This is a genomic window from Microbacterium sp. Ld4, from assembly GCF_045066555.1.
Taxonomy (GTDB): domain Bacteria; phylum Actinomycetota; class Actinomycetes; order Actinomycetales; family Microbacteriaceae; genus Microbacterium.
Window position 1 is genome coordinate 23,270 of the sequence record NZ_JBISHE010000013.1, and the last position, 19,999, is coordinate 43,268.

General features: G+C 71.3%; 19 protein-coding genes. 10 read left to right on the forward strand and 9 right to left on the reverse strand.

Features of this window, described 5'->3' with window-relative positions; genetic code table 11:
- Positions 1-120: 120 nt before the first annotated feature.
- Positions 121-1,359: a DUF222 domain-containing protein gene (locus ACJJV7_RS10710; RefSeq protein ID WP_405374870.1), complete on the forward strand. Its 1,239-nt coding sequence runs from the start codon at positions 121-123 to the stop codon at positions 1,357-1,359.
- Positions 1,360-1,428: 69 nt separating this feature from the next.
- On the opposite strand, the gene ACJJV7_RS10715 is transcribed toward ACJJV7_RS10710, so the two are convergent.
- Positions 1,429-1,971: a DUF1697 domain-containing protein gene (locus ACJJV7_RS10715; protein ID WP_405374868.1), complete on the reverse strand. Its 543-nt coding sequence runs from the start codon at positions 1,969-1,971 to the stop codon at positions 1,429-1,431.
- 34 nt (positions 1,972-2,005) lie between these two features.
- On the opposite strand from ACJJV7_RS10715, the gene ACJJV7_RS10720 reads away from it, so the two are divergent.
- Positions 2,006-2,554 (forward strand): pyridoxal 5'-phosphate synthase, encoded by a 549-nt coding sequence (locus tag ACJJV7_RS10720; protein WP_405374866.1) that lies wholly within the window; start codon positions 2,006-2,008, stop codon positions 2,552-2,554.
- On the opposite strand, the gene ACJJV7_RS10725 is transcribed toward ACJJV7_RS10720, so the two are convergent.
- The 7 genes from ACJJV7_RS10725 to ACJJV7_RS10755 are packed head-to-tail and all read right to left on the reverse strand — an operon-like array spanning position 2,551 to position 11,471.
- Positions 2,551-5,148 carry a DEAD/DEAH box helicase gene (locus tag ACJJV7_RS10725; protein WP_405374864.1) on the reverse strand — a complete coding sequence of 866 codons (2,598 nt, stop codon included), beginning with the start codon at positions 5,146-5,148 and terminating at the stop codon, positions 2,551-2,553. The genes ACJJV7_RS10720 and ACJJV7_RS10725 overlap by 4 nt on opposite strands.
- Positions 5,149-5,196: 48 nt before the next feature.
- Positions 5,197-6,657: a cation acetate symporter gene (locus tag ACJJV7_RS10730; RefSeq protein WP_405374862.1), complete on the reverse strand. Its 1,461-nt coding sequence runs from the start codon at positions 6,655-6,657 to the stop codon at positions 5,197-5,199.
- A complete protein-coding gene (locus ACJJV7_RS10735; protein WP_405374861.1) occupies positions 6,654-7,016 on the reverse strand; it encodes a heavy metal transporter in 363 nt (120 codons plus the stop codon). Before ACJJV7_RS10735 ends, ACJJV7_RS10730 begins: the two co-directional genes overlap by 4 nt.
- Entirely contained in the window at positions 7,013-7,720 is a 708-nt protein-coding gene (locus tag ACJJV7_RS10740) for a LytR/AlgR family response regulator transcription factor (RefSeq protein WP_405374859.1), read from the reverse strand. The genes ACJJV7_RS10735 and ACJJV7_RS10740 overlap by 4 nt, the downstream gene beginning before the upstream one ends.
- Positions 7,717-8,901, reverse strand: coding sequence for a sensor histidine kinase (locus ACJJV7_RS10745; RefSeq protein WP_405374857.1), 1,185 nt, complete (start codon positions 8,899-8,901; stop codon positions 7,717-7,719). The genes ACJJV7_RS10740 and ACJJV7_RS10745 overlap by 4 nt, the downstream gene beginning before the upstream one ends.
- Positions 8,902-8,938: 37 nt before the next feature.
- Positions 8,939-9,178 carry a YbdD/YjiX family protein gene (locus ACJJV7_RS10750; RefSeq protein WP_405374855.1) on the reverse strand — a complete coding sequence of 80 codons (240 nt, stop codon included), beginning with the start codon at positions 9,176-9,178 and terminating at the stop codon, positions 8,939-8,941.
- A 13-nt stretch (positions 9,179-9,191) separates the two neighbouring features.
- A complete protein-coding gene (locus ACJJV7_RS10755) occupies positions 9,192-11,471 on the reverse strand; it encodes a carbon starvation CstA family protein (RefSeq protein WP_405374853.1) in 2,280 nt (759 codons plus the stop codon).
- Positions 11,472-11,665: 194 nt separating this feature from the next.
- On the opposite strand from ACJJV7_RS10755, the gene ACJJV7_RS10760 reads away from it, so the two are divergent.
- From ACJJV7_RS10760 to ACJJV7_RS10770, 3 genes are all read left to right on the forward strand, one after another.
- A complete protein-coding gene (locus tag ACJJV7_RS10760) occupies positions 11,666-11,998 on the forward strand; it encodes a GNAT family N-acetyltransferase (RefSeq protein ID WP_405374851.1) in 333 nt (110 codons plus the stop codon).
- Between the two features lie 3 nt (positions 11,999-12,001).
- Positions 12,002-12,997 carry a pirin family protein gene (locus ACJJV7_RS10765; RefSeq protein ID WP_405374849.1) on the forward strand — a complete coding sequence of 332 codons (996 nt, stop codon included), beginning with the start codon at positions 12,002-12,004 and terminating at the stop codon, positions 12,995-12,997.
- Positions 12,998-13,193: 196 nt separating this feature from the next.
- Positions 13,194-13,742, forward strand: coding sequence for an ECF transporter S component (locus ACJJV7_RS10770; protein WP_405374847.1), 549 nt, complete (start codon positions 13,194-13,196; stop codon positions 13,740-13,742).
- 33 nt (positions 13,743-13,775) lie between these two features.
- On the opposite strand, the gene ACJJV7_RS10775 is transcribed toward ACJJV7_RS10770, so the two are convergent.
- The gene (locus ACJJV7_RS10775; protein ID WP_405374845.1) at positions 13,776-14,207 is read right to left on the reverse strand and encodes a VOC family protein; all 432 of its coding nucleotides are present in this window, start codon (positions 14,205-14,207) and stop codon (positions 13,776-13,778) included.
- Positions 14,208-14,341: 134 nt separating this feature from the next.
- On the opposite strand from ACJJV7_RS10775, the gene ACJJV7_RS10780 reads away from it, so the two are divergent.
- From ACJJV7_RS10780 to ACJJV7_RS10800, 5 genes are all read left to right on the forward strand, one after another.
- Positions 14,342-15,898 (forward strand): serine/threonine-protein kinase, encoded by a 1,557-nt coding sequence (locus tag ACJJV7_RS10780; protein ID WP_405374844.1) that lies wholly within the window; start codon positions 14,342-14,344, stop codon positions 15,896-15,898.
- 69 nt (positions 15,899-15,967) lie between these two features.
- The gene (locus ACJJV7_RS10785; RefSeq protein WP_405374842.1) at positions 15,968-17,737 is read left to right on the forward strand and encodes an ABC transporter ATP-binding protein; all 1,770 of its coding nucleotides are present in this window, start codon (positions 15,968-15,970) and stop codon (positions 17,735-17,737) included.
- A complete protein-coding gene (locus tag ACJJV7_RS10790) occupies positions 17,734-18,543 on the forward strand; it encodes an energy-coupling factor transporter transmembrane component T (protein ID WP_405374840.1) in 810 nt (269 codons plus the stop codon). The genes ACJJV7_RS10785 and ACJJV7_RS10790 overlap by 4 nt, the downstream gene beginning before the upstream one ends.
- 37 nt (positions 18,544-18,580) lie before the next feature.
- On the forward strand, positions 18,581-19,438 hold the full coding sequence (locus ACJJV7_RS10795) for a siderophore-interacting protein (protein WP_405374839.1): 858 nt from the start codon (positions 18,581-18,583) through the stop codon (positions 19,436-19,438).
- 2 nt (positions 19,439-19,440) lie between these two features.
- A complete protein-coding gene (locus ACJJV7_RS10800) occupies positions 19,441-19,992 on the forward strand; it encodes an ECF transporter S component (RefSeq protein ID WP_405374837.1) in 552 nt (183 codons plus the stop codon).
- The last annotated feature ends 7 nt before the right edge of the window (positions 19,993-19,999 follow it).

Here is a 19,999-nt window from a genome sequence, read left to right on the forward strand (position 1 = left end):
ACACCGCGGGGTGGCGCGTTTCGCGACCGGGGAATCGCGACTGGGCCATCGCGGGCAAAGGTGGACGCGACAGTTTCGGCATCCGGATTCAATGTCGGAACCCCCTCCTAGTCTGGGACTATGTCCGGTGATGAGGAGTTCGAGCGGTGGCCCACCGAGGTGCCGATCGACGTCCCGTCGACCCTGGACTGGGTCGTGATGTGCGCGAACATGGCGACCGTTCACGCGGCGCAGCGGTACCGGTGCATCGTCGACCTGTGGGATGACGCGATCGCCGAGGAGCACCGGCACGACCGTGACGCGCTGCTGGTGGAGCGATCGGTGCGCCTCGAGGTCGCGACCGCGTTGCGGATCACCGAACACGCCGCGGGGCGGATGATGGGCCTCGGTCGGGCGCTCGTGTACCGGTATCCGACGGTGCTCGACTCGATGAGCCACGCGGACATCACTGAAACCCACGCGACGATCATCGTCGACGGACTCGACCAGCTCGACGTCGTGCGCGACGAACTCGTTGCGGACGTTCTTGCGGTGGCGGAGGAGATGGCGACCGGGCCCTTCCGCCGCCATGTGCGCCGGATCGTCGATCGCGAACGGGAGGCGAGCCTCGCGGAGCAGCACACTGCCGCGACGCAGCACCGGCACGTGCGGGTCGACCAGGGTGTGGACGGGATGGCGTGGCTCACCGCGCACCTCCCCGCGGTGGAAGCGCAGGCGATTCTCGGCCGGCTGACGGCGATCGCGAAGACGCTCCCCGACGACGACGGACGCACCCTCGACCAGAAGCGGGCCGACGTGTTCGGTGACCTGCTCATCGATGGGGAGACCACATCGCTTCCCGACGCCGCCCGCGGGATCCGGCCCACCGTTGCGATCACCGTCCCCGTCCTCACCCTGCTCACCGGCGACGGCCCCGCACCGCAGGTCGACGGCGTCGGGCCGATCCCGATCGACCGGGCCCGGGAACTGTACAGTTCTGCATCGGGCTGGATGCGGGTCCTCACCCACCCCGAAACCGGGGTCGTCCTCTCCGTCGGACGCGAGCACTACCGGCCACCCGCAGACCTCCGACGCCTGGTCACCTGGCGCGCCGCCAGATGCATGGCACCGGGATGCGGCATCCCCGCCGAACGGTGCGACATCGACCACACCGTCGCCTGGGACCACGGCGGCGCGACCGACGCCAGCAACCTCGCCCCGCTGTGTCGAGGGCACCACACCCTCAAACACCACACCGACTGGCGGGTCAGAGCGAAACCCGGCGGAGCACTCGAATGGACCTCGCCCGCGGGTCGCGTCTCCCTCGTGAAGCCGGAACGACGCATCCCGCAGTTCACCACCGACCCGCCGCCGTTCTAGATCGCGGTCGAGAGTCCGTCCAGCCGTCCCACGAGAGCGGTCATCGGTTCGGCTCCGATCGAGCCCGGCTCACCCGCCGCACCACTTCGCCGCGAGCGCGCGCACCACGGTCGCATTGCGGTTCGTCGCCACGCCCAGCAACGCGGCCGCGCCGAGCGGATCGACCGTGCCGTCCTGGTAACCCGGCTGCAGGAGCGCATGCACCGCGCGGCCGCGCACCAGCATCCGCCCCCGGTCGTCGGCCCGCGCCTCGACCTCTGCCACCCGCTCCGGAGTCAGCTCGTCCTTCAGCAGGTACACATAGTGCCGGGCGAGGCCGGGATCGCCCTCGTCGAGCCGACGCGTCTCGTCGGCGATCCGCGCGAACTCCACCGCAGTGAACGCGATGGTCGGCACCTCGAACCCGCGATCAGCGACGAACGCATCCTCGAGCATCCGCTCGATTCTCGCCCGCGACCGCATCCGCGTCTCGAACCGCACATTGCCGGTGTTGATGTGCGTCTCAACGCCCTCGAAACCGGCACCCTCGACGACGCGGCGGATGTCGTCTTTGGGGAACACGCGCTTCGCGCCGAGATTGATCGCGCGGAGAAACGCCAGGTAGGTGGTCACGCGACCAGTCTGCCGGTCGGAGCAGGATGGGGACATGAACGAGCTCACGCGCTGGCTCCGCGTACAGCCGTCCCTCACCGGAACCCCACCGCCGCTCGACCTCGCCGCCCTCCCCTCAGACCCCCACGAACTGTTCGACGCGTGGATCCGGCACGCCGCTCAGGCCGGCGTCGCCGAGCCGCGCGCCACCACCCTTGCCACAGCGGATGCCGGTGGCCGCCCCGATGCGCGGACCCTCATCCTCAAGGGCGTCGACGCCGACGGCTGGGCGTTCGCCGGCCCCCGATCCTCGGCGAAGGGCGCCCAGCTCGCCGAGAACCCCGCGGCGGCGCTCGACTTCTGGTGGCAGCGCGTCATGCGCGCCGTCCGCGTGCGCGGCAGCGTGCGGGAGGCGACGCCCGAGGAGAGTGCGGCCGATGCGGGCGGCAGCCCCGCCGGAGCTCTGCACGACCCGAGCGGATGGGTGCTGTGGCGCCTCATCCCCGACCGCGTCGAGTTCTGGCAGGGCTCCCCCGACCGTCGACACGTCCGCGTCGTGTACGTGCGCGGCGCGCGCGGCTGGGAGCGCGAAGCGGCGGCTTAGAGCCGCACGACCTCGGTCACCCGCACGATCGCCGCACCCTCGTCGACGGATGCCGCGAGGTCGACCTCGGCCCGAATGCGCCAATCGTGGTCGCCCGCCGGGTCGTCCATGACCTGCTCGACACGCCAGATGCCGCTGGCGGCATCGCTCTCGTCGATGAGGCACAGCGCCGGCGCCCGAGCGGCGCCGCCCGTCAGCAGCTGATCGTGGTCGTCATAGAACCGGTCGAGGATGTCGGGCCAGCCAGCATCCGGATCCAGCGCCTCGAGAGCGTCGTCATCCTGCAGTGCGGCGAGTTGGATCCGGCGGAACATCTCATTGCGCACCAGCACGACGAACGCCCGCCGGTTCGCGATGATCGACGGCGGAGCCGGCGGAACCACGGGCGCCGTGGGGTCGTCCGCGGGGTTGATGAGCGCCTGCCACTCGTCGACGAGGCTCGAATCGACCTGCCGCACCAGCTCACCGAGCCACTCGATCAGGTCGAGCAGATCGTCGGTGCGCGCCTCGGCAGGAACGGTCTGGCGGATCGCGCGGTACGCGTCGGACAGGTACCGCAGCACGAGTCCCTCGCTGCGCCCTAATTGGTAGAACGACACGAACTCGCCGAACGACATCGCCCGCTCGAACATGTCGCGGACGACCGACTTCGGCCGCAGCTCGAAATCGCGCACCCACGGCTGGGTGGACGCGAACACCTCGAACGACTGCAGCAGCAGCCCCGCGAGCGGCTTGGGCCAGGTGATCTCCTCGAGGAGCGCCATCCGCTCGTCGTACTCGATGCCGTCGCGCTTCATCGCCGCGACCGCCTCGCCCCGCGCCTTGTACTCCTGTTGCGACAAGATCGCGCGCGGATCGTCGAGCGTCGACTCGATCACGCTCACGACATCGAGCGCGTAGTGGCCGGTGCCGACCGACCGGCGACCGGCGGCATCCGTCGGCGTCTCGCCGGGCTCAGGGTCGGCGGAGTCTCGAGCGGAGGCGGCGGCCGCGGCGCCCAGCGAGCCCGCGGGGAGATCGGCATCCGGATCGAGCAGGCCGATCGCGGCGAGCGCGAACGGCGACAGCGGCTGGTTGAGGGCGAAGTTCGGCTGAAGATCGACGGTGAGACGGATGCCGTCGCTGTCGGCGACCACGATCTCGGCGGTCACGAGCGTGCGGAACAGCGCGATCGCGCGACGGGCGAGCTCGTACTTCCGGAACCGGGGCTCGTGGTTGTCGAACACGAGCGAACGGACATGCCCGAAGACGTCGCCGCCGCGGCCGATGACGTTGATGAGCATGGCGGCCGTGAGCTTGAGCTGCGGTGTGAGCGGCTCGGGCTCGGCGACGACGAGCCGGTCGAACGACCCCTCGCCCCAGTTCACGACACCGGTCGGCGCCTTCTTGCGAACGATCTTCTTGCGCTTGGCCGCGTCGTCGCCGGCCTTCGCGAGAGCGACCGCGTTCTCGATCTCCCACTCCGGAGCCATCACGACGACGCTGCCGTGGGTGTCGAACCCGGCGCGCCCGGCACGGCCCGAGATCTGATGGAACTCCCGCGCCGAGATCTGCCGCATCTTCACGCCGTCGTACTTCGACAGCGCCGTGATCAGCACCGTCCGGATCGGCACGTTGATGCCGACGCCGAGCGTGTCGGTGCCGCAGATGACCCGGAGCAGACCGCGCTGCGCGAGCGTCTCGACGAGCCGGCGGTATCGGGGCAGCATCCCGGCGTGGTGGACCCCGATGCCCGACCGGACGAGCCGGGACAGCGTCTTGCCGAAGCCGGTCGTGAACCGGAACCCGCCGATCGCCTCGGCGATGGCGTCGCGCTGCTCCCGAGTGGTCACCTTGACGCTCGAGAGCGCCTGCGCACGCTCGAGGGCGGCGGCCTGCGAGAAGTGCACGATGTAGACCGGCGACTCGCCGTTCTCCATCAGCCCCTCGAGCACCTCGTGGACGGGCCTGCGCGCGTAGCGGTAGTCGAGCGGCACCGGCCGTTCGGCGCCCGCCACATGCGCGACGGGCCGGCCCGTGCGCCGCTCGAGATCGGTCACGATGGCCGACACGTCGCCGAGCGTCGCCGACATCAGCAGGAACTGCGCCCTGGGGAGGGCGAGGAGGGGAACCTGCCACGCCCAGCCGCGATCGGGATCGCCGTAGTAGTGGAACTCGTCCATCACGACCTGATCGACATCGGCATCGGATCCGAGCCGGAGCGCCGTGTTCGCGAGGATCTCCGCCGTGCAGCAGATGATCGGGGCGCCGGGGTTCACCGACGAGTCACCCGTGATCATGCCCACGGCGTCGGGGCCGAAAATGTCGACGAGGGCGAAGAACTTCTCGCTCACGAGCGCCTTGATCGGGGCGGTGTAATACGTGCGCCCACCACGGGCGAGGGATGCCGCGTGGGCGGCGACCGCGACGAGCGACTTGCCGGTTCCGGTCGGCGTCGCGAGGATCACGTGCGAGCCCGAGACGAGCTCGATGATGGCCTCGTCCTGCGCGGGGTAGAGCTCGAGGCCGCGGCCCGTCGCCCACTCCGCGAACGCCGCATAGACGTCATCCGGGTTCGACCCCGCCGGAATGAGGTCCCGCAGCGTCGACGTCATCCTCCGAGTCTGCCTCACAGGGCGCGGTAGCGGCGGACGGGCGAGCCCTCAGACGCTCCGCTCGGGCGTGTGGAGCCGGGCGAGGTAGCTGCCTGCGCGCAGGGGCGGTCCCGACCGATCGCCGAGTGACGCGGTGACGGTGACCGCCGTGGCGAGGGGGATCGTCCACGCGGCGGGCTGCGCGAGCAGCGGGGCGGCGACGCCGACCCCGTCGACCGCGGCGTAGATGAGCAGCGAGACCCCGCACGCGACCGCACCGGTCACCATGCCCGCGATCGCGCCGCGGGCGGTGAGGCGCCGCCACCACACGGCGAGCAAGAGGACCGGCGACAGGCTCGACGCCGCGAACACGAAGACGACGCCGACCGAGGCGACGAGGCCCGCCGGGGCGGTCAGGAGCGCGATCGCGAGCGGCACGGCGGCGCAGACGAGGGCGGCCAGACGGAACGAGCGCACCGAGCCGCTGAAGACGTCCTGGCTGATCACGCCCGCGAGCGAGACCGTCAGGCCCGCGGAGGTGGCGAGGAAGGCGGCGAAGGCGCCCGCGACCACGAGCGCGGTCAGCAGCTCGCCGCCGAGCCCCGGGAAGACGCGCGCCGGGAGCACGAGCACGACCGTGTCGGCGACGCCGGGAACGGCGAGGTCGGGCGCGACGATCCGGGCGAGCAGGCCCATGACGCTCGAGACCCCGTAGAAGACGCTGACCATCACGATGACGAGCACGGTCGTCCGCCGCGCCGACTCACCGGTCGGGCTCGTGTAGAACCGCACCAGGACGTGCGGCAGCCCCATTGTGCCGAGGAGCAGCGCCAGCAGGAGCGAGCCGGCCTCGTAGGCGTCGAGCGCCGACGGGCCCGCCTCGGCGGGAAAGATCACAAGCGGATCGACGTCGTACGACCCGCCGTTCACGGCGAACGCGATGAGGATCGCCGGGACGAGCAGTGCGGTCAGCTTGAGCCAGTACTGGAAGGCCTGCACGTAGGTGATCGCGCGCATGCCACCGGCCGCGGCCGCCGCCGCGACCAGCACGGCGACGAGCACGGCGCCCACCCACGGCGGGATGTCCGCGACGACCTGCAGCGTGATTCCGGCGCCGTGCAGCTGCGGGACGATGTACAGCCAGCCGATCAGCAGGCATCCCGCACTTGTGATCCGCCGTGCGGTGCGCGACTCGAGTCGGGCCTCCATGAAGTCGGGGATCGTGTACGCGCCGCTTCGCCGCAGCGGCGCCGCAACGAACAGCAGCACCAGCAGGTATCCGGCGGCGTAGCCGATCGGAAACCAGAATCCCTCCGACCCGCTCAGCAGGACGAGCCCCGAGAGGCCGAGGAACGTGCCGGCCGAGAGGTACTCCCCGCTGATCGCCGACGCGTTCCACACCGGTCGCACCGTGCGGGATGCCACGAAGAAGTCGCTCGTGGTGCGGGAGATCCGGAGCCCGTAGACCCCGATCAGCGCGGTCGCCCCCACGACGAGGGCGACCGCGACGAGGTCGAGGACGGCGTTCACTCCCTCTCCCGGAGAGCGCGGTAGCGCCGCTCGTTGCGGTTCGCGCCCCGCACGTAGAGCAGCGCGAATGCGGCGATCACCGGATAGAACGCGAACGCCTGCAGGAGCCAGGACAGCGGCACCCCGACCACGACGATCTCGTCGAGCTCGGGAATGAGGGTGATTCCGGCGAGCAGGGAGACCGTGACGATGACGAAGCCGAGGAGCGTGCCGATCGCGAGGCGCAGCTGCGACCGCCGAAGGGCGCGCGCGAACACCGCCTCGTCGTCGTCGACCGGCGACCCGGGCAGCGCGATGCCGCGGGTGACCGCGCCGGGACGCGTGACGCCGGCGGTGACGCGCACCCGATCGCGGGTCATGGCGCGCGCCGCGTCAGCGCATCGCGGACGGAGGGCAGCAGTCGCCTGCTCACGGGGAGGGCGGTGTCACCCACCCAGACGGCGGGTTCGGCGCCGCCGAGCCTCACCTCGGTGACGGATGCCGCACGCACCAGGTACGACCGGTGCACCCTCACGAACCCCGCCTCCGTCCATCGCTGTTCGAGCTCCGAGATCGGGATGCGGACGAGATGGCCGGCGTCGGCGGCGGTGTGGAGCCGGGTGTAATCGCCCTCGGCGCTGACCCACTGCACGTCTCGCCGATGGACGAATCTCACGGTGGATCCGACCGTGACGGGCAGCACCTCATCGGCGTCACCGGGGCGCTCGAGTTCGATCACCCGGTCGACCGCGCGGCGGAGCCGCTCGACCCGCACGGGCTTGAGCAGGTAGTCGAGGGCGCGCAGCTCGAACGCGTCGACGGCGTGGGCGTCGTCGGCGGTCACGAACACGACGGCCGGGGGCGTCGCCAGGCCGCGGATCGCCGCGGCGAGATCGAGCCCGGTGAGCCCCGGCATGTGGATGTCGAGGAAGGCGACGGCCACCGACCGCTCGCTGAGCAGCCGCAGCGCCTCCGCGCCGGACGACGCCGTGAGGACGGTGCCGATGCGGTCATCGGATCGCAGGAGGAAGGCGAGCTCGTCGAGGGCCGGACGCTCGTCGTCGGCCACGAGGACGTCGATCATGACGCCGCCACGTCGTGCAGCGGCTGCGATTTCGGGATCCGCATCCGCACGAGGGTACCGGCATCGCGGTTCGTCTCCACGACGAGTCCGCCGTCGAGGCCGTAGAGCTGACGCAGCCTCGTGTCGACGTTGCGGAGACCGACATGGGCGCCCGTGTCGGCGCGGGTGAGAAGGGCGTGGAGCTCACCCGGGTCCATGCCGACCCCGTCGTCCTCGACCGTGATCTCGGTGTGCGTCGCGGCATCCGTGGAGGAGATGAGGATCGTGCCGCCGCCCTCCCCCGGCTCGAGGCCGTGCCGCACCGCGTTCTCGACGAGCGGCTGCACGGAGAGGAAGGGGATGACGGTCGCGAGCGTCTCGGGAGAGATGCGGAGGGTCACCGTCAGGCGTTCCCCGAACCGCGCACGCTCCAGCTCGAGATAGGAATGGATGCTGCGGAGCTCCTCCGCCAGCGTCGTGAACTCGCCCTGGCGGCGGAACGAGTACCGGGTGAAGTCGGCGAACTCCAGCACGAGCTCCCGTGCCCGCGGCGGATCCGTCGAGATGAACGACGCGATCGCGGTGAGGGCGTTGTAGATGAAGTGGGGCGAGATCTGAGCCCGGAGCGCGCGGAGCTCCGCCTCGGCGAGCGCCGCGCGGGAGGCATCCAGCTCGCCGAGACTCGCCTGCGCCGCGCACCAGTCCGCGACCTCGGCCGCCGCCCGGACGAGCGCGGCCCGCACGGGCTCGGCGAACGCGACGAGCACTCCCGCGGTCCGGCCGTCGACCTCGATGGGCGCGCCGACCGCTTCGAGGCCGTCGCCGCCCTCTGCCCGGGGGAAGATGCGGCGCTTGCCGCTCTCGGTCACCGTCGCGGCGACGCGGAGGGCAGCGGCGTCGAGGCCCTCGGTCTGCCCGTCGCGCGCCACGATCACCCCGTCGACCACGATCATCACGGCGGCGCTGCCCAGCACGCTCCGCAGGTGGCGCGCCGCCCGCGGGGTCTCCGCGCCCGCGAGCCCGCCGCGGAGATAGGGCGCAGCGAGGCTCGCCTGATGCAGCGCCCGGTAGGTCGCCTCCTCGGCTTCGCTGCCGAGCCCGCCCGGCCCGCGCGCGTACCGGCGCACGAGCATGAGCAGCGCAGACAGCACGATGCCGCCGGCCACGCCCAGAACAGCGGCGAGGACGACGGCATCGGTCATGCGTCGAGCCTAGGTCGGCCCGTCGGCCGCGACGAGGTCAGCAGCATCGGGCGCCGGGGTTGCGGTCCTGGTCGGCCATCTTCTGCCGCCAGAACTGCCGCTCCGTGATGGGCTCCTCATCGGGGTGGACGCGGCGCTGGTGCGCGACGTAGGTCGCGTAGGCGCTGTCGCCCATCAGGTTCGTCATGTACCAGCGGATGCCGCGCAGCGCGCGGACCACGAGGGCCCCCGCCCGCTGCGCGAGCGTCGCCGGCGCGGCATCCGTCCGGATCGTCATGAGCGCGCCGCCCTCAGTGCCGGTTCGCGGCGCGGTCGTCGGAGAGGAGAGGCTCCCACTCCTTCTCGAGCGCGCGCTCGGACGGCGTCGCGAGGAACCCGGCGGGAGCGAACCGCCGCGATGCCGTGGGCTGGTCCTCGTGGTTCTCGGCGTCGCCCCGGCGGATGGCGCCGATCGTCACGACGACGGACGAGACGATCACGACGATCGCCAGCACGACGAACACGATCGACAGGGTGCCCTGCACGAAGGTGTTGCGGATGACGGCGTCCATCACCTCGGGAGTGCCGAGGGTCGTGTCGCCCGCGGCGAGCGCGTCGCGGTAGCGGAAATGGTTCGACCAGTATCCGATCGCCGTGTTGGGCGAGAAGATCTTGTACGCCGATGCCGTGATCGTGACCACCGCGGCGAACGCGAGCGGCACCGCGACGATCCAGATCCACTTGACGAAGCTCGGCCCGCGTTTGGCGACGATCGCCATGACGACGGCCAGCGCGATCGCGGCGAGCAGCTGGTTGGCGATACCGAACAGCGGGAAGAAGGTGTTGATGCCGCCGAGCGGGTCGGTCACTCCGAGGATGAGGATCGCACCCCAGCCCGCCACCATGATCGCGGTCGTGATCCACACGCCGGGTCGCCACGACACGTCACGGAACTTCGGCACCCAGGCGCCGATGGAGTCCTGCAGCATGAAGCGGGCCACGCGCGTGCCGGCGTCGACGGCGGTGAGGATGAACAGCGCCTCGAACATGATCGCGAAGTGGTACCAGAACGCCATCATCGCCTGGCCGCCGAGGGCCTGCTGCATGATGTGCGCGAGGCCGAGCGCGAGCGTCGGTGCGCCACCGGTACGCGAGACGATCGACTCCTCACCCACGTTCGCGGCGGTGCTGGTGAGGTCGTTCGCGGTGATGTTGACGCCGGTGATGCCGAGGTTGTTGACGAAGGCGACGGCGCCCTCGACGGTGCCCTGCGTGACAGCGGCCGACGCGTTCATCGCGTAGTAGATGCCCTGGTCGATGGAGATCGCGGCGACGAGCGCCATGATCGCGACGAAGGACTCCATGATCATGCCGCCGTAGCCGATGAAGCGGGTCTGCCGCTCCTTCTCGACGAGCTTCGGCGTCGTGCCCGATGCGATCAGCGCGTGGAAACCCGACAGGGCGCCGCAGGCGATCGTCACGAAGAGGAACGGGAAGAGGGGACCGGCGAACACCGGCCCCGTGCCCTCGAGGCCGAACTCGGTGATCGGCGGCACCGTGATCTCGGGCCGGACGAGCACGATCGCCCCGGCGAGCATGACGATCACGCCGATCTTCATGAAGGTCGACAGGTAGTCGCGCGGCGCGAGCAGCAGCCAGACGGGCAGGACCGCGGCGATGAAGCCGTAGATGATGATGCCCCAGGCGATGACGGTGCGGTCGAGGTGGAGGTACTCCTGACCCCACGCGGTCTCGGCGACCCAGCCGCCGGCGATGATCGCACCGATCAGGAGCACGAAGCCGATGATCGAGATCTCGGTGACCTTGCCGGGTCGGAGGTAGCGCAGGTAGAGGCCCATGAAGAGGGCGATCGGGATCGTCATCGACACCGAGAAGACACCCCACGGGCTCTCGCCGAGCGCGTTCACCACGACGAGGGCGAGGATCGCGACGATGATCAGCATGATCAGCAGCGAGGCGACGATCGCGGCGGTGCCGCCGATCTTGCCGAGCTCCTGCCGGGCCATCTGACCGATCGTGCGGCCACCCCGGCGCATCGAGAAGAACAGCACCGTGTAGTCCTGGACGGCGCCGGCGAGCACGACGCCGACGATGATCCAGATGGTGCCGGGTAGGTACCCCATCTGCGCCGCGAGCACGGGTCCGACGAGAGGGCCGGCGCCGGCGATGGCGGCGAAGTGGTGACCGTAGAGCACGCGGCGGTCGGTGGGGACGTAGTCCTTGCCGTCCTGCTTGACCTCGGCGGGGGTCGCGCGCCGGTCGTCGGGACGCAGCAGGTGCTTCTCGATGACCTTCGAGTAGAAGCGGTAGCCGATCAGGTACGTCGCGACGGCGGCGAACACGAACCAGATCGCGTTCACGGTCTCACCGCGGACGATGGCGAGCATGGTCCAGCCGAGGCCGCCGGCCAGAGCGATGAGCGCCCAGGCGACGATCTTCAGCGGCGTCCAGCGGGTGTCTTTGCTCTTCTGCTCTTCGGAGAGGGCGACGGGGGGAAGCGAGGGATCCGGCCTGAGACCGGCATCCGGGTCGAGCGTGACGTTCTTGCCACGGCGCGACGATGCAGACATGGGAACTCCTTCGGGGCGCGTCTTTGCGTGCGGTTCAGGCTACGAAGTCGGATGCCGGTGGGCATCGCCGCCGCGTCCGGAGTGCGGTGAGCGGCGCAGGCTCTGCGACGAACGGCGTCGATCACCGGTGGTCGGCGCTGGCGTGGCGCGCCCGTACCCGCCTAGGTTGGAAGTCACGCGCATTGGGGGCCACCGTGACCGAGAGCACGACACGAGTCGAACGGAACGAGGCGAAGAGCCGATACGAGATCTTCGTCGATGACACCGTCGCGGGCTACACGCTCATCCGGGGCGACGAGAACGGCAGGACCGTGCTCCCCCACACGAAGATCGACCCCGCCTACGGCGGCCGCGGTCTCGGCAGACTGCTCATCGGCGAGGCTCTCGCCGATCTGGCGGAGCGCGGCGAGACCGCCGTTCCGGTCTGCCCGTTCGTGGTGAAGTACCTCCGGGAGAACGACGTCCCGGGTCTCGACGTCTCGTGGCGGCCCACCGCCGACGACGCCGGCATCGACGTCGCCGACTGAGCCATGACCCGTCTGGACGCCGACCCGACCGAGACCGTCGAAGCACCCACCTCGTGCGACGGACCGCGGGCCCTCCGCCTCGAAGCCCGCGAGGTGCCGCTGGGCGGCGTGCGCGGCATGACCGTCAAGCGCGCTCTGCCGCAGCGCGAGCTGCCCATGATCGGCGCATGGTGCTTCCTCGATCGCTTCGGCCCGCAGGTGACGACGATGCGCGTCGAACCCCACCCCCACATCGGTCTGCAGACGGTGACCTGGCCGTTCGTCGGTGAGACGCGCCACCGCGACGCGATCGGCTCCGACGTCGTCATCACACGCGGCCAGCTCAACATCATGACGAGCGGCGCCGGCATCTCGCATTCGGAGTACTCGGTCGGCGACGAGCCGACCGAGACCGACGCCCTCCAGCTCTGGGTCGCGCTGCCCGAGAGCCGCCGGCACGGCGCGCCCGACTTCGAGCGTCACGTCGACCTGCCGGTCGTCGACCTCTCCGGCGGTGCGGCGGCCGTCGTCGTGGTCGGCGAGTTCGACGGCATCCGCTCGCCCGCCACGATGTACACGCCCATCGTCGGCGCAGAGGTGTTCCTCCCCGCGGGCGTGACAGTGACCCTCCCGCTCCGGCCCGACTGGGAGTACGCCATCGTCGGCGTCGACGGCCGCCCCGTCGTCGAGACCGGCCCGGTCGACGGCGGCGAGGCCGGCGCGGAGCAGGTCGCGCTCGCCGAGGAGGACCTGCTCTACCTCGGCATCGCCCGCACGGGCGTCGATGTCACGGCCGAGACGGATGCCACGGTGTTCCTGCTCGGCGGCGAGCCGTTCGAGAGCGACATCGTGATGTGGTGGAACTTCGTCGGACGCGACCACGAGGAGATCGTCGCCGCGCGCGAGGAGTGGGAAGCCGGCAGCGAACGATTCGGGCACGTGGTGGATCACGGCGACGAACGCATCCCCGCCCCGCCGATGCCGACGGTCCGGCTCACGAAGCGGCGCCGCCGACCCTGAGGGTTCACCGCCGGCCTGGGCGTTCACCGCTGGCCTGGGCGTTCCGCGCTGACCTGGGCGTTCCGCGCTGGCCTGGGCGTTCACCGCTGGCCTGGGCGTTCCGCGCTGACCTGAGCGTTCACCGCCGATCGGGCCCCTCGCGTTTTGCACGGCTGCTCCCGGCCGCCGCGGTTTCCCGCGCCGATACGCTGGTGACGTGCCCCGACACACCCTCCTCTCGACGCGCGTGCTGCTCGTCTGCGCCGCGCTCGGTGTCGCCACCGGCATCATCGGAGGCATCGCGGGCCTGCTGACCCCCGTCGTCCTCGTCGCCGCACCCTTCGCCTACGGCCTGATCCTCGGCTCGCACGTGCTCCCCGGCATCATCGCGCAAGAGGTGTTCCGGATGCCGCTGGTCGCCCTCACGACGCACGTGCTCGCCGCCCTCGTGTCGACCGCCGTCAACCCGGCCTGGATCGGACGCTTCCTGCTCACCGCACTGCTGTTCGGTGCGATCCAGGAGGGCGTCGCCGCGCTCACCCGGTATCGCTCCTGGGGCGCCTGGCGCTTCTACGTCTCTGCCGTGCTGATCGGCATCATCGTCGCCGTCGCCGTCGCCGCCGCCGCCGACCTCGCCGCGCTTCCCCTGTGGGCGCAGGTCGCCTATCTCGTGATCTCGCTGCTCGGACCGGTCCTGTGGACGGCGATCGGTCTCGGAATGGGATCGGGCCTCCGCCGAGCCGGCGTCGCCCGCCAGACCGCCTGACCCGCCGTCACGGGTAGAACCGTCCGGCACCGGTCATCCGAACGAGACGGTGCCGTCGTCGTCGATGCCCCAGCCGGGGTTGTGCGCGATCTCCCAGACGACCCCGTTCGGGTCGGCGACATGCCCGTGGAAGATTCCGCCGAACGCCCCCTCCTGAGCGGGCTTGACGATGGTGCCGCCCGCCGCGGCCATCGCGTCGAGCACGGCCTCGACCTCGTTCCGGGTGCCGACGTTGTGCGACAGCGTGAGCCCGCTGACACCGGTGGTCGAACGGTCACGGAGGAGGTCCTGGTCGAACTTCGCGGCGTCGAACAGCCCGAGGGCGAGGCCCGGCGCCACCTGGAAGAACAGGATCTCGCCCGGGAGGTCGAACAGGGGCGTCCAGCCGAGGCCGTCACGGTAGAACCGGCGCGCCGCCTCGAGGTCGGCCGTGGCGAGGGTGAGGAAGTGCAGCCGCTGATCCATGCCCGCAGTCTCCCAGGCCGTGCCCGCGACCGGGAGACCCCCGCGCGCATGTCAAGACCCCTCGTCCCGGGCTCCGTGACGTCCTAACGTGGATGCCGGCGCTCGTTCCCGACCGGGCGCTCAGGAGGAATCCCATGGACACGAACGATCCGCCTCCCGCGGACGCACTGCTCGGCGACCGCTACCGACTCGGCGAGCGCGTGGGACAGGGCGGCATGGCGACGGTCTACCGCGCCGAAGACGTCTCGCTGGGCCGCACGGTGGCGATCAAGCTGCTCCGCCCCGAGGTCGAGGGGGCGTCGACCTCGGACAGGGCGCGCGGCGAGATGACCGTGCTCGCGTCGCTGAACCATCCCGGTCTGGTGACGCTCTACGACGCTCAGCTGTCCTCCGGGGGTGCCGAGTACCTCGTCATGGAGTTCGTCGACGGCCCGACCCTGGCCGCTCGAATCCGGGAGAATCCGTTGAGCTCGCGAGAGGCGGCCGTGCTCGCCGAAGACCTCGCCGGGGCGCTCCACGTCGTCCATGGCGCCGGGATCGTCCACCGTGACATCAAACCGTCGAACGTCCTCCTGTCGCAGGCATCGTCGCCCGGGAGCCGGTCGGGGGCGAAACTCGCCGACTTCGGCATCTCGGTCCTCGTCGACGGAGCTCGTCTGACGTCGCCCGGGATCGTCGTCGGGAGCGCCGCCTACCTCGCTCCCGAGCAGCTGAAGGGGGCGCCGCCGGCCCCGGCAGCAGACATCTACTCGTTCGGGCTCGTGCTGCGCGAAGCCCTCACCGGCACCCGAGCCTTTCCGCACGCCGAAGGCATCGGAGAAGCGATGGTGCGGCTCAACACCGTCCCCGAGATCCCCGATTCCCTCGGCCCGGAGTGGGGCAGCCTCCTGACCCGGATGACCGCGCTCGACCCTGCCGTGCGCCCCACCGCGCTCGAGGTCTTCGAGGCGGCATCCGCGCTCGCCGGTCGCCCTGCGACGGGCGGGACCGCTTCCGTCGACGGCTCCTCCGCAGCGACCGCGCTGCTCCCCGCGGCGGGCGCGGCGGCTGCCGCGGCGGGCCTCGCGGCAGCGGATGCCGCGGCAACCGGCACCGCCCCGATGACGGCTCCGACGCAGATGCTCCCCGCCGGCGCCGCGGTGACCGCCTCGCAGGCTTCGCCCCGGAACGCCGCGGAGACGGCCACCGAGGCGGCGCCCGAGCGGCGACGCGGCACCCGTCGCCTTGCCGTCGTGGGCGGACTCGCGGGGGTCGCCGTCGCCGCAGCGGCCGTCACGGGAATCTGGCTCGCGGGCAACAGCGACCCGAGCCCTGCCCCGACGAGCCCCATCGACACCGAGCAGACGCCCGCGCCGAGCACGTCGGTGCCGCCTGCTCCGGTCGTCGACACCGACGAGGGTGCCGATGACACCGCCGTCGACGAAACCGGAGACGGCGGCGACCCCGGCACCGACCAGACCGATGCGGAGCGCAAGGCCGCCGAGAAGGCGGCGAAAGAAGCCGAGAAGCTCGAGAAGGAGCGCGCGAAGGCTGAGGAGGAGGCGCAACGGGAGGCCGAGAAGCAGGCCGAGGAAGAGCAGCGCGCTGAGGAAGAGGACGAGCCGATCGTCGAGGAGACGCCCGCGCCCATCGTGGAGGAGGAGGTCGACCCGATCGTGGAGCAGACCCCCGCTCCGGTCACGGGCGGCTGACGGGGATCGATTGTCGATCAGGTAAGGGCAGGCTAAGTTAAGGAGTCAGCCCTCCTCGTCTGGATTCCCGTGACCTCTGCCGCCTCCGATGCCGCCGCGGCCGAGGCTCCCCTCTCCGCAGGGACGCCTCCGCCGCTTCTGAGCGTCCGTGATGTCGCGATCACGCACGACGGCTCGGATGCCGCCGCACCGGCATCCGTCTCGTTCGAGGTCGCGCGCGGCGAGGTCGTCCTCCTGCTCGGGCCGAGCGGGTCGGGCAAGTCCACGCTCGCGCTCGCGACGAACGGGCTCATCCCCCAGGCCGTACCCGCGACCCTCACCGGCTCGGTGACGGTCGCGGGGCTCGATGCCGCGTCGACCCCGGTGGCCACCCTCGCCGCGCACGTCGGGATGGTCTTCCAGGATCCCGACGCCCAGCTGATCACCGGCACCCTGCACGACGACGTCGCGTTCGGGCCGGAGAACCTGCGGCTGCCGCTCGACGAGGTGCTCTCCCGCACCGAGCGCGCGCTCCGGCAGATGGGCCTGTGGGACCGACGCGGCGAGAATCCCGACCGGCTCTCGGGCGGCGGCAAGCAGCGGCTGGCGATCGCGAGCGCCCTGGCGATGGGCTCCGATCTGCTCGTCCTCGACGAGCCGACCGCCAATCTCGACCCCGCCGGCATCGACGATGTGTACGACGCGCTCCGCGAGGTCGTGGCCGACGGCCGCTCGATCCTGCTCGTGGAGCACAACCTCGACGCGGCCGTGGGCATCACCGATCGCGTTGTGGTGCTCGACGCGGAGGGCCGCACCGTCGCCATCGGTGACGTCGACAGCATCCTCCGTGAGCGTGCCCACGAACTGCACGAACTGGGGGTCTGGCTGCCGGTGTCGACGATGGCGGCGCTGGCCCTCCGGCGCCGCGGGTGGCAGATCGAGCGGATGCCGCTCACCCCCGCCGAGCTCCGGGCGACCCTCGAGGCGATCGAGGCTCCCGCCGACGAGGGCGCCCGCCCGTTTCGGGTCGCCGCGCAGCGGCGCGGCGACGAGCGCGCACCCGTCATCGAGGTCACCGGCCTCACGCTCCGCCGCGGTCGCCGCGAGGTGCTCCACGACGTCGACCTGCGCATCACGGCGGGCGAGTTCGTCGCGGTGGTGGGGGCGAACGGCGCCGGCAAGACGAGCCTGCTGCAGGCGATGGCGGGGGTCATCGCGCCGCCGCGCGGCACGGTGACCGTCGCCGGCACGGATGCCGCGCGCACGCCCCTCCGCGACCTGTCGCGCCGCATCGGGTTCGTCTTCCAGAACCCCGAGCACCAGTTCATCGCCCACACGGTCTTCGACGAGCTCGCCCACGGGCTCCGCGGCCGGGGGCTGTCGGACGACGAGATCCACGACCGGACGATGGCGGTGCTCGGGCGGTTCGGGCTGGAGTCGAAGGCGGCGGTGCACCCGTTCCTGCTGTCGGGTGGCCAGAAGCGGCGGCTGTCGGTGGGCACGGCGCTCGTCGCCGGGGCGCCGATCCTCGCGCTCGACGAGCCGACGTTCGGGCAGGACCGCGCCCGCGCCGATGAGCTGCTGCGCCTGCTCGCGGAGCTCAACGCGAGCGGCACGACGATCCTCGTGGTCACCCACGACATGCAGCTCGTCACCGAGTACGCGACGCGCACGATCGTCGTGGACGCCGGGCGCATCGTCGCCGACGCCGCCACCGCCGATGTCTTCGCCGACGCCGACCTCCTGCGCCGGGCGGGCCTCCGCACCCCGCCTCTCGTCACCGCGCTGAAGGGCATGACGCGGCATCCGTCGCTCGCCGGGGCGACGAGACTGGCCGATCTCGACGGAGCCGGGGCATGAGCGTGGCCGCCGATCCGTACGCGGCCGCCGTTCCCACGCGGAGATTCCTGCCCGCGCTGAGTCCGCTCGCCAAGCTCGCCGGCCCCCTGCCCGCGATGCTCCTGCTCATCTTCACCCGCGATCTCGCCACCCCGCTCGCGTTCGTGGCGCTCGCCTACCTCCTCGTCCTCGCCGGCGCCCCGCTGACCCGCCTCGTCGTGCTCCTCCTGTTCGCGGCCATACCCGTCGGCGCCGCGGTGATCGGCGTCGCACTCTCGCTCTGGGCCGACCCCGCCCGGGTCGACCAGTCGGTCTCACTGCTGACGATCGGCGACTGGACGCTCTACGGCGGGGCCCTGCTGATCGGTCTGGCCACCGGTGTCCGCCTCGCCGCGATCCTCGCTCTCGGCCTCATCGCCGGTCTCACCTCGACCGGCGCCGATCTGGTGCGCGCGATGGTGCAGCAGCTCAGGGTGCCGTACCGCATCGGCTACACCGCCCTCGCCGCCTTCCGCTTCGTTCCGCGCTTCGGGTACGAGCTCGAGGTCATCCGTCAGGCGCATCGGGTGCGCGGCGCGCACGTGGGTCGCGGTCCGTTCGCGGCGATCGCCCGCTGGTGGGGCTACATCGTTCCCCTCCTCGCGGGCGCGATCCGTCACGCCGAGCGGGTCGCCCTGGCGATGGACGCCCGCGCGTTCGGCGCGCACCCCGACCGCACCGAACGCCACCTCGTGCCGTGGCGGCGGCGCGACACCGTCTTCACCCTGACGTTCTGGGCGATCTCCGCCGGCATCCTCGTCGCCTCCTTCCCCTGGACCCTCCCGTGATCGCCGGGGTAGACCCGGCTCTCAGAAAGGACCCGTCATGGCCCGCGCCAGCGCACTCGTGAAGCCCGAGGTGCAGGAGCTCCTGCACCTGACCGTCCTCCGCACCGAACGCCTCGCCCCGCACTGGATGCGGATCACGTTCGGCGGCGGCGAGATCGACCGCTTCGTGTTCCGCGGCTACGACCAGTGGTTCCGGCTCTTCCTGCCCGTCGGCGGCGAAGAGGGGCTCGACCGGCTTCCGGCGAAGGCCAACAGGATGCTCGGCTACCTGCGGTTCCTGCGCATCCCCGAGGGCGTGCGCCCGGTCATGCGCAACTACACCGTGCGGGCGTACCGCGCGGCATCCGCCGGCCGGGGAGCCGAGATCGACGTCGACTTCGTGCTGCACGGTTCGGGCGAGCACGCCGGTCCCGCCTCGGGGTGGGCCGAACGCGCGACGCCCGGCGAGAGCGTCGTGATCATCGACGAGGGCCTGGGCTTCAACCCCGAGCGCGGCGTCGACCGGGTGGTGCTCGTCGCCGACGAGACGGGAGCGCCCGCCGTCGCGGGCATCTGCGCCTCGCTCCCGTCCTCGGCGACCGGCGTCGCGCTGATCGAGGTGCCGAGCGAAGACGACGTGCTGCCCGTCACCGCGCCGGCCGGCGTCGAGGTGCGGTGGCTCGTCCGGAGTGCGGATGCCGCGCCGGGTTCGCTCGCTCTCGCCGCTCTCGAGCAGCTCCCGCCGTCGCCGGGCGCGCACCACTTCATCGTCGGCGAGCAGGGCCTCCCGACCTCCGCGCGTCGCCACCTGGTCGCGCAGGGCGTCGACAAGGCGTCGATCAGCTTCATCGGGTACTGGCGCACCGACCGCACCGCGACCGGCGGCCGCGTGTCCGCGGAGAAGGCGGGACGCTGAGCATGGGCAGGGTCACGACCGCGTTCCTTCTGACGTGCGCGGCGATCGGCGTCGCGTCGGGCATCGTGCTGGCCTTCGGGTGGTGGATCTCGCTCGGCCTGTTCGCGACGGTCCCCTTCGCGAGCGTCGCTGTCTCGGGGCTCTGGCTCATGCCGGCCGTCATCGCGCTGCGGCTCCTGAACCGACCCTTCGCGGGACTCCTGGTCGGGGTGATCTCCGGACTGGTCCTCGCCCCCTTCTGGACCATTTACGCCGTCGGGACGACAGTCTTCTGGTCGATCTTCCCCGAGCTGCCGTTCCTGGTGAGCCTCTACCGACGGTGGTCGACGTGGCTCCATTACGTCGGCGCCGTGATCGCCGGTGTCGCCTACCCCTTCCTCGCGGCGCAGTCGTTCGATCTGTGGTCGATGACGCCGATCGTGCTCGTGCTGTTCGTGCTCCTCTGCGCGGTGAGCTGCGTCGTCGGAACGTGGGCCGGCATCCTCATCGCCGACCGTCTCCGCGCGGCGGGCGTGGCACGCCTGGCCCGGCGGCGCACGCCCGAGGCCGCCTGAGCGAGCG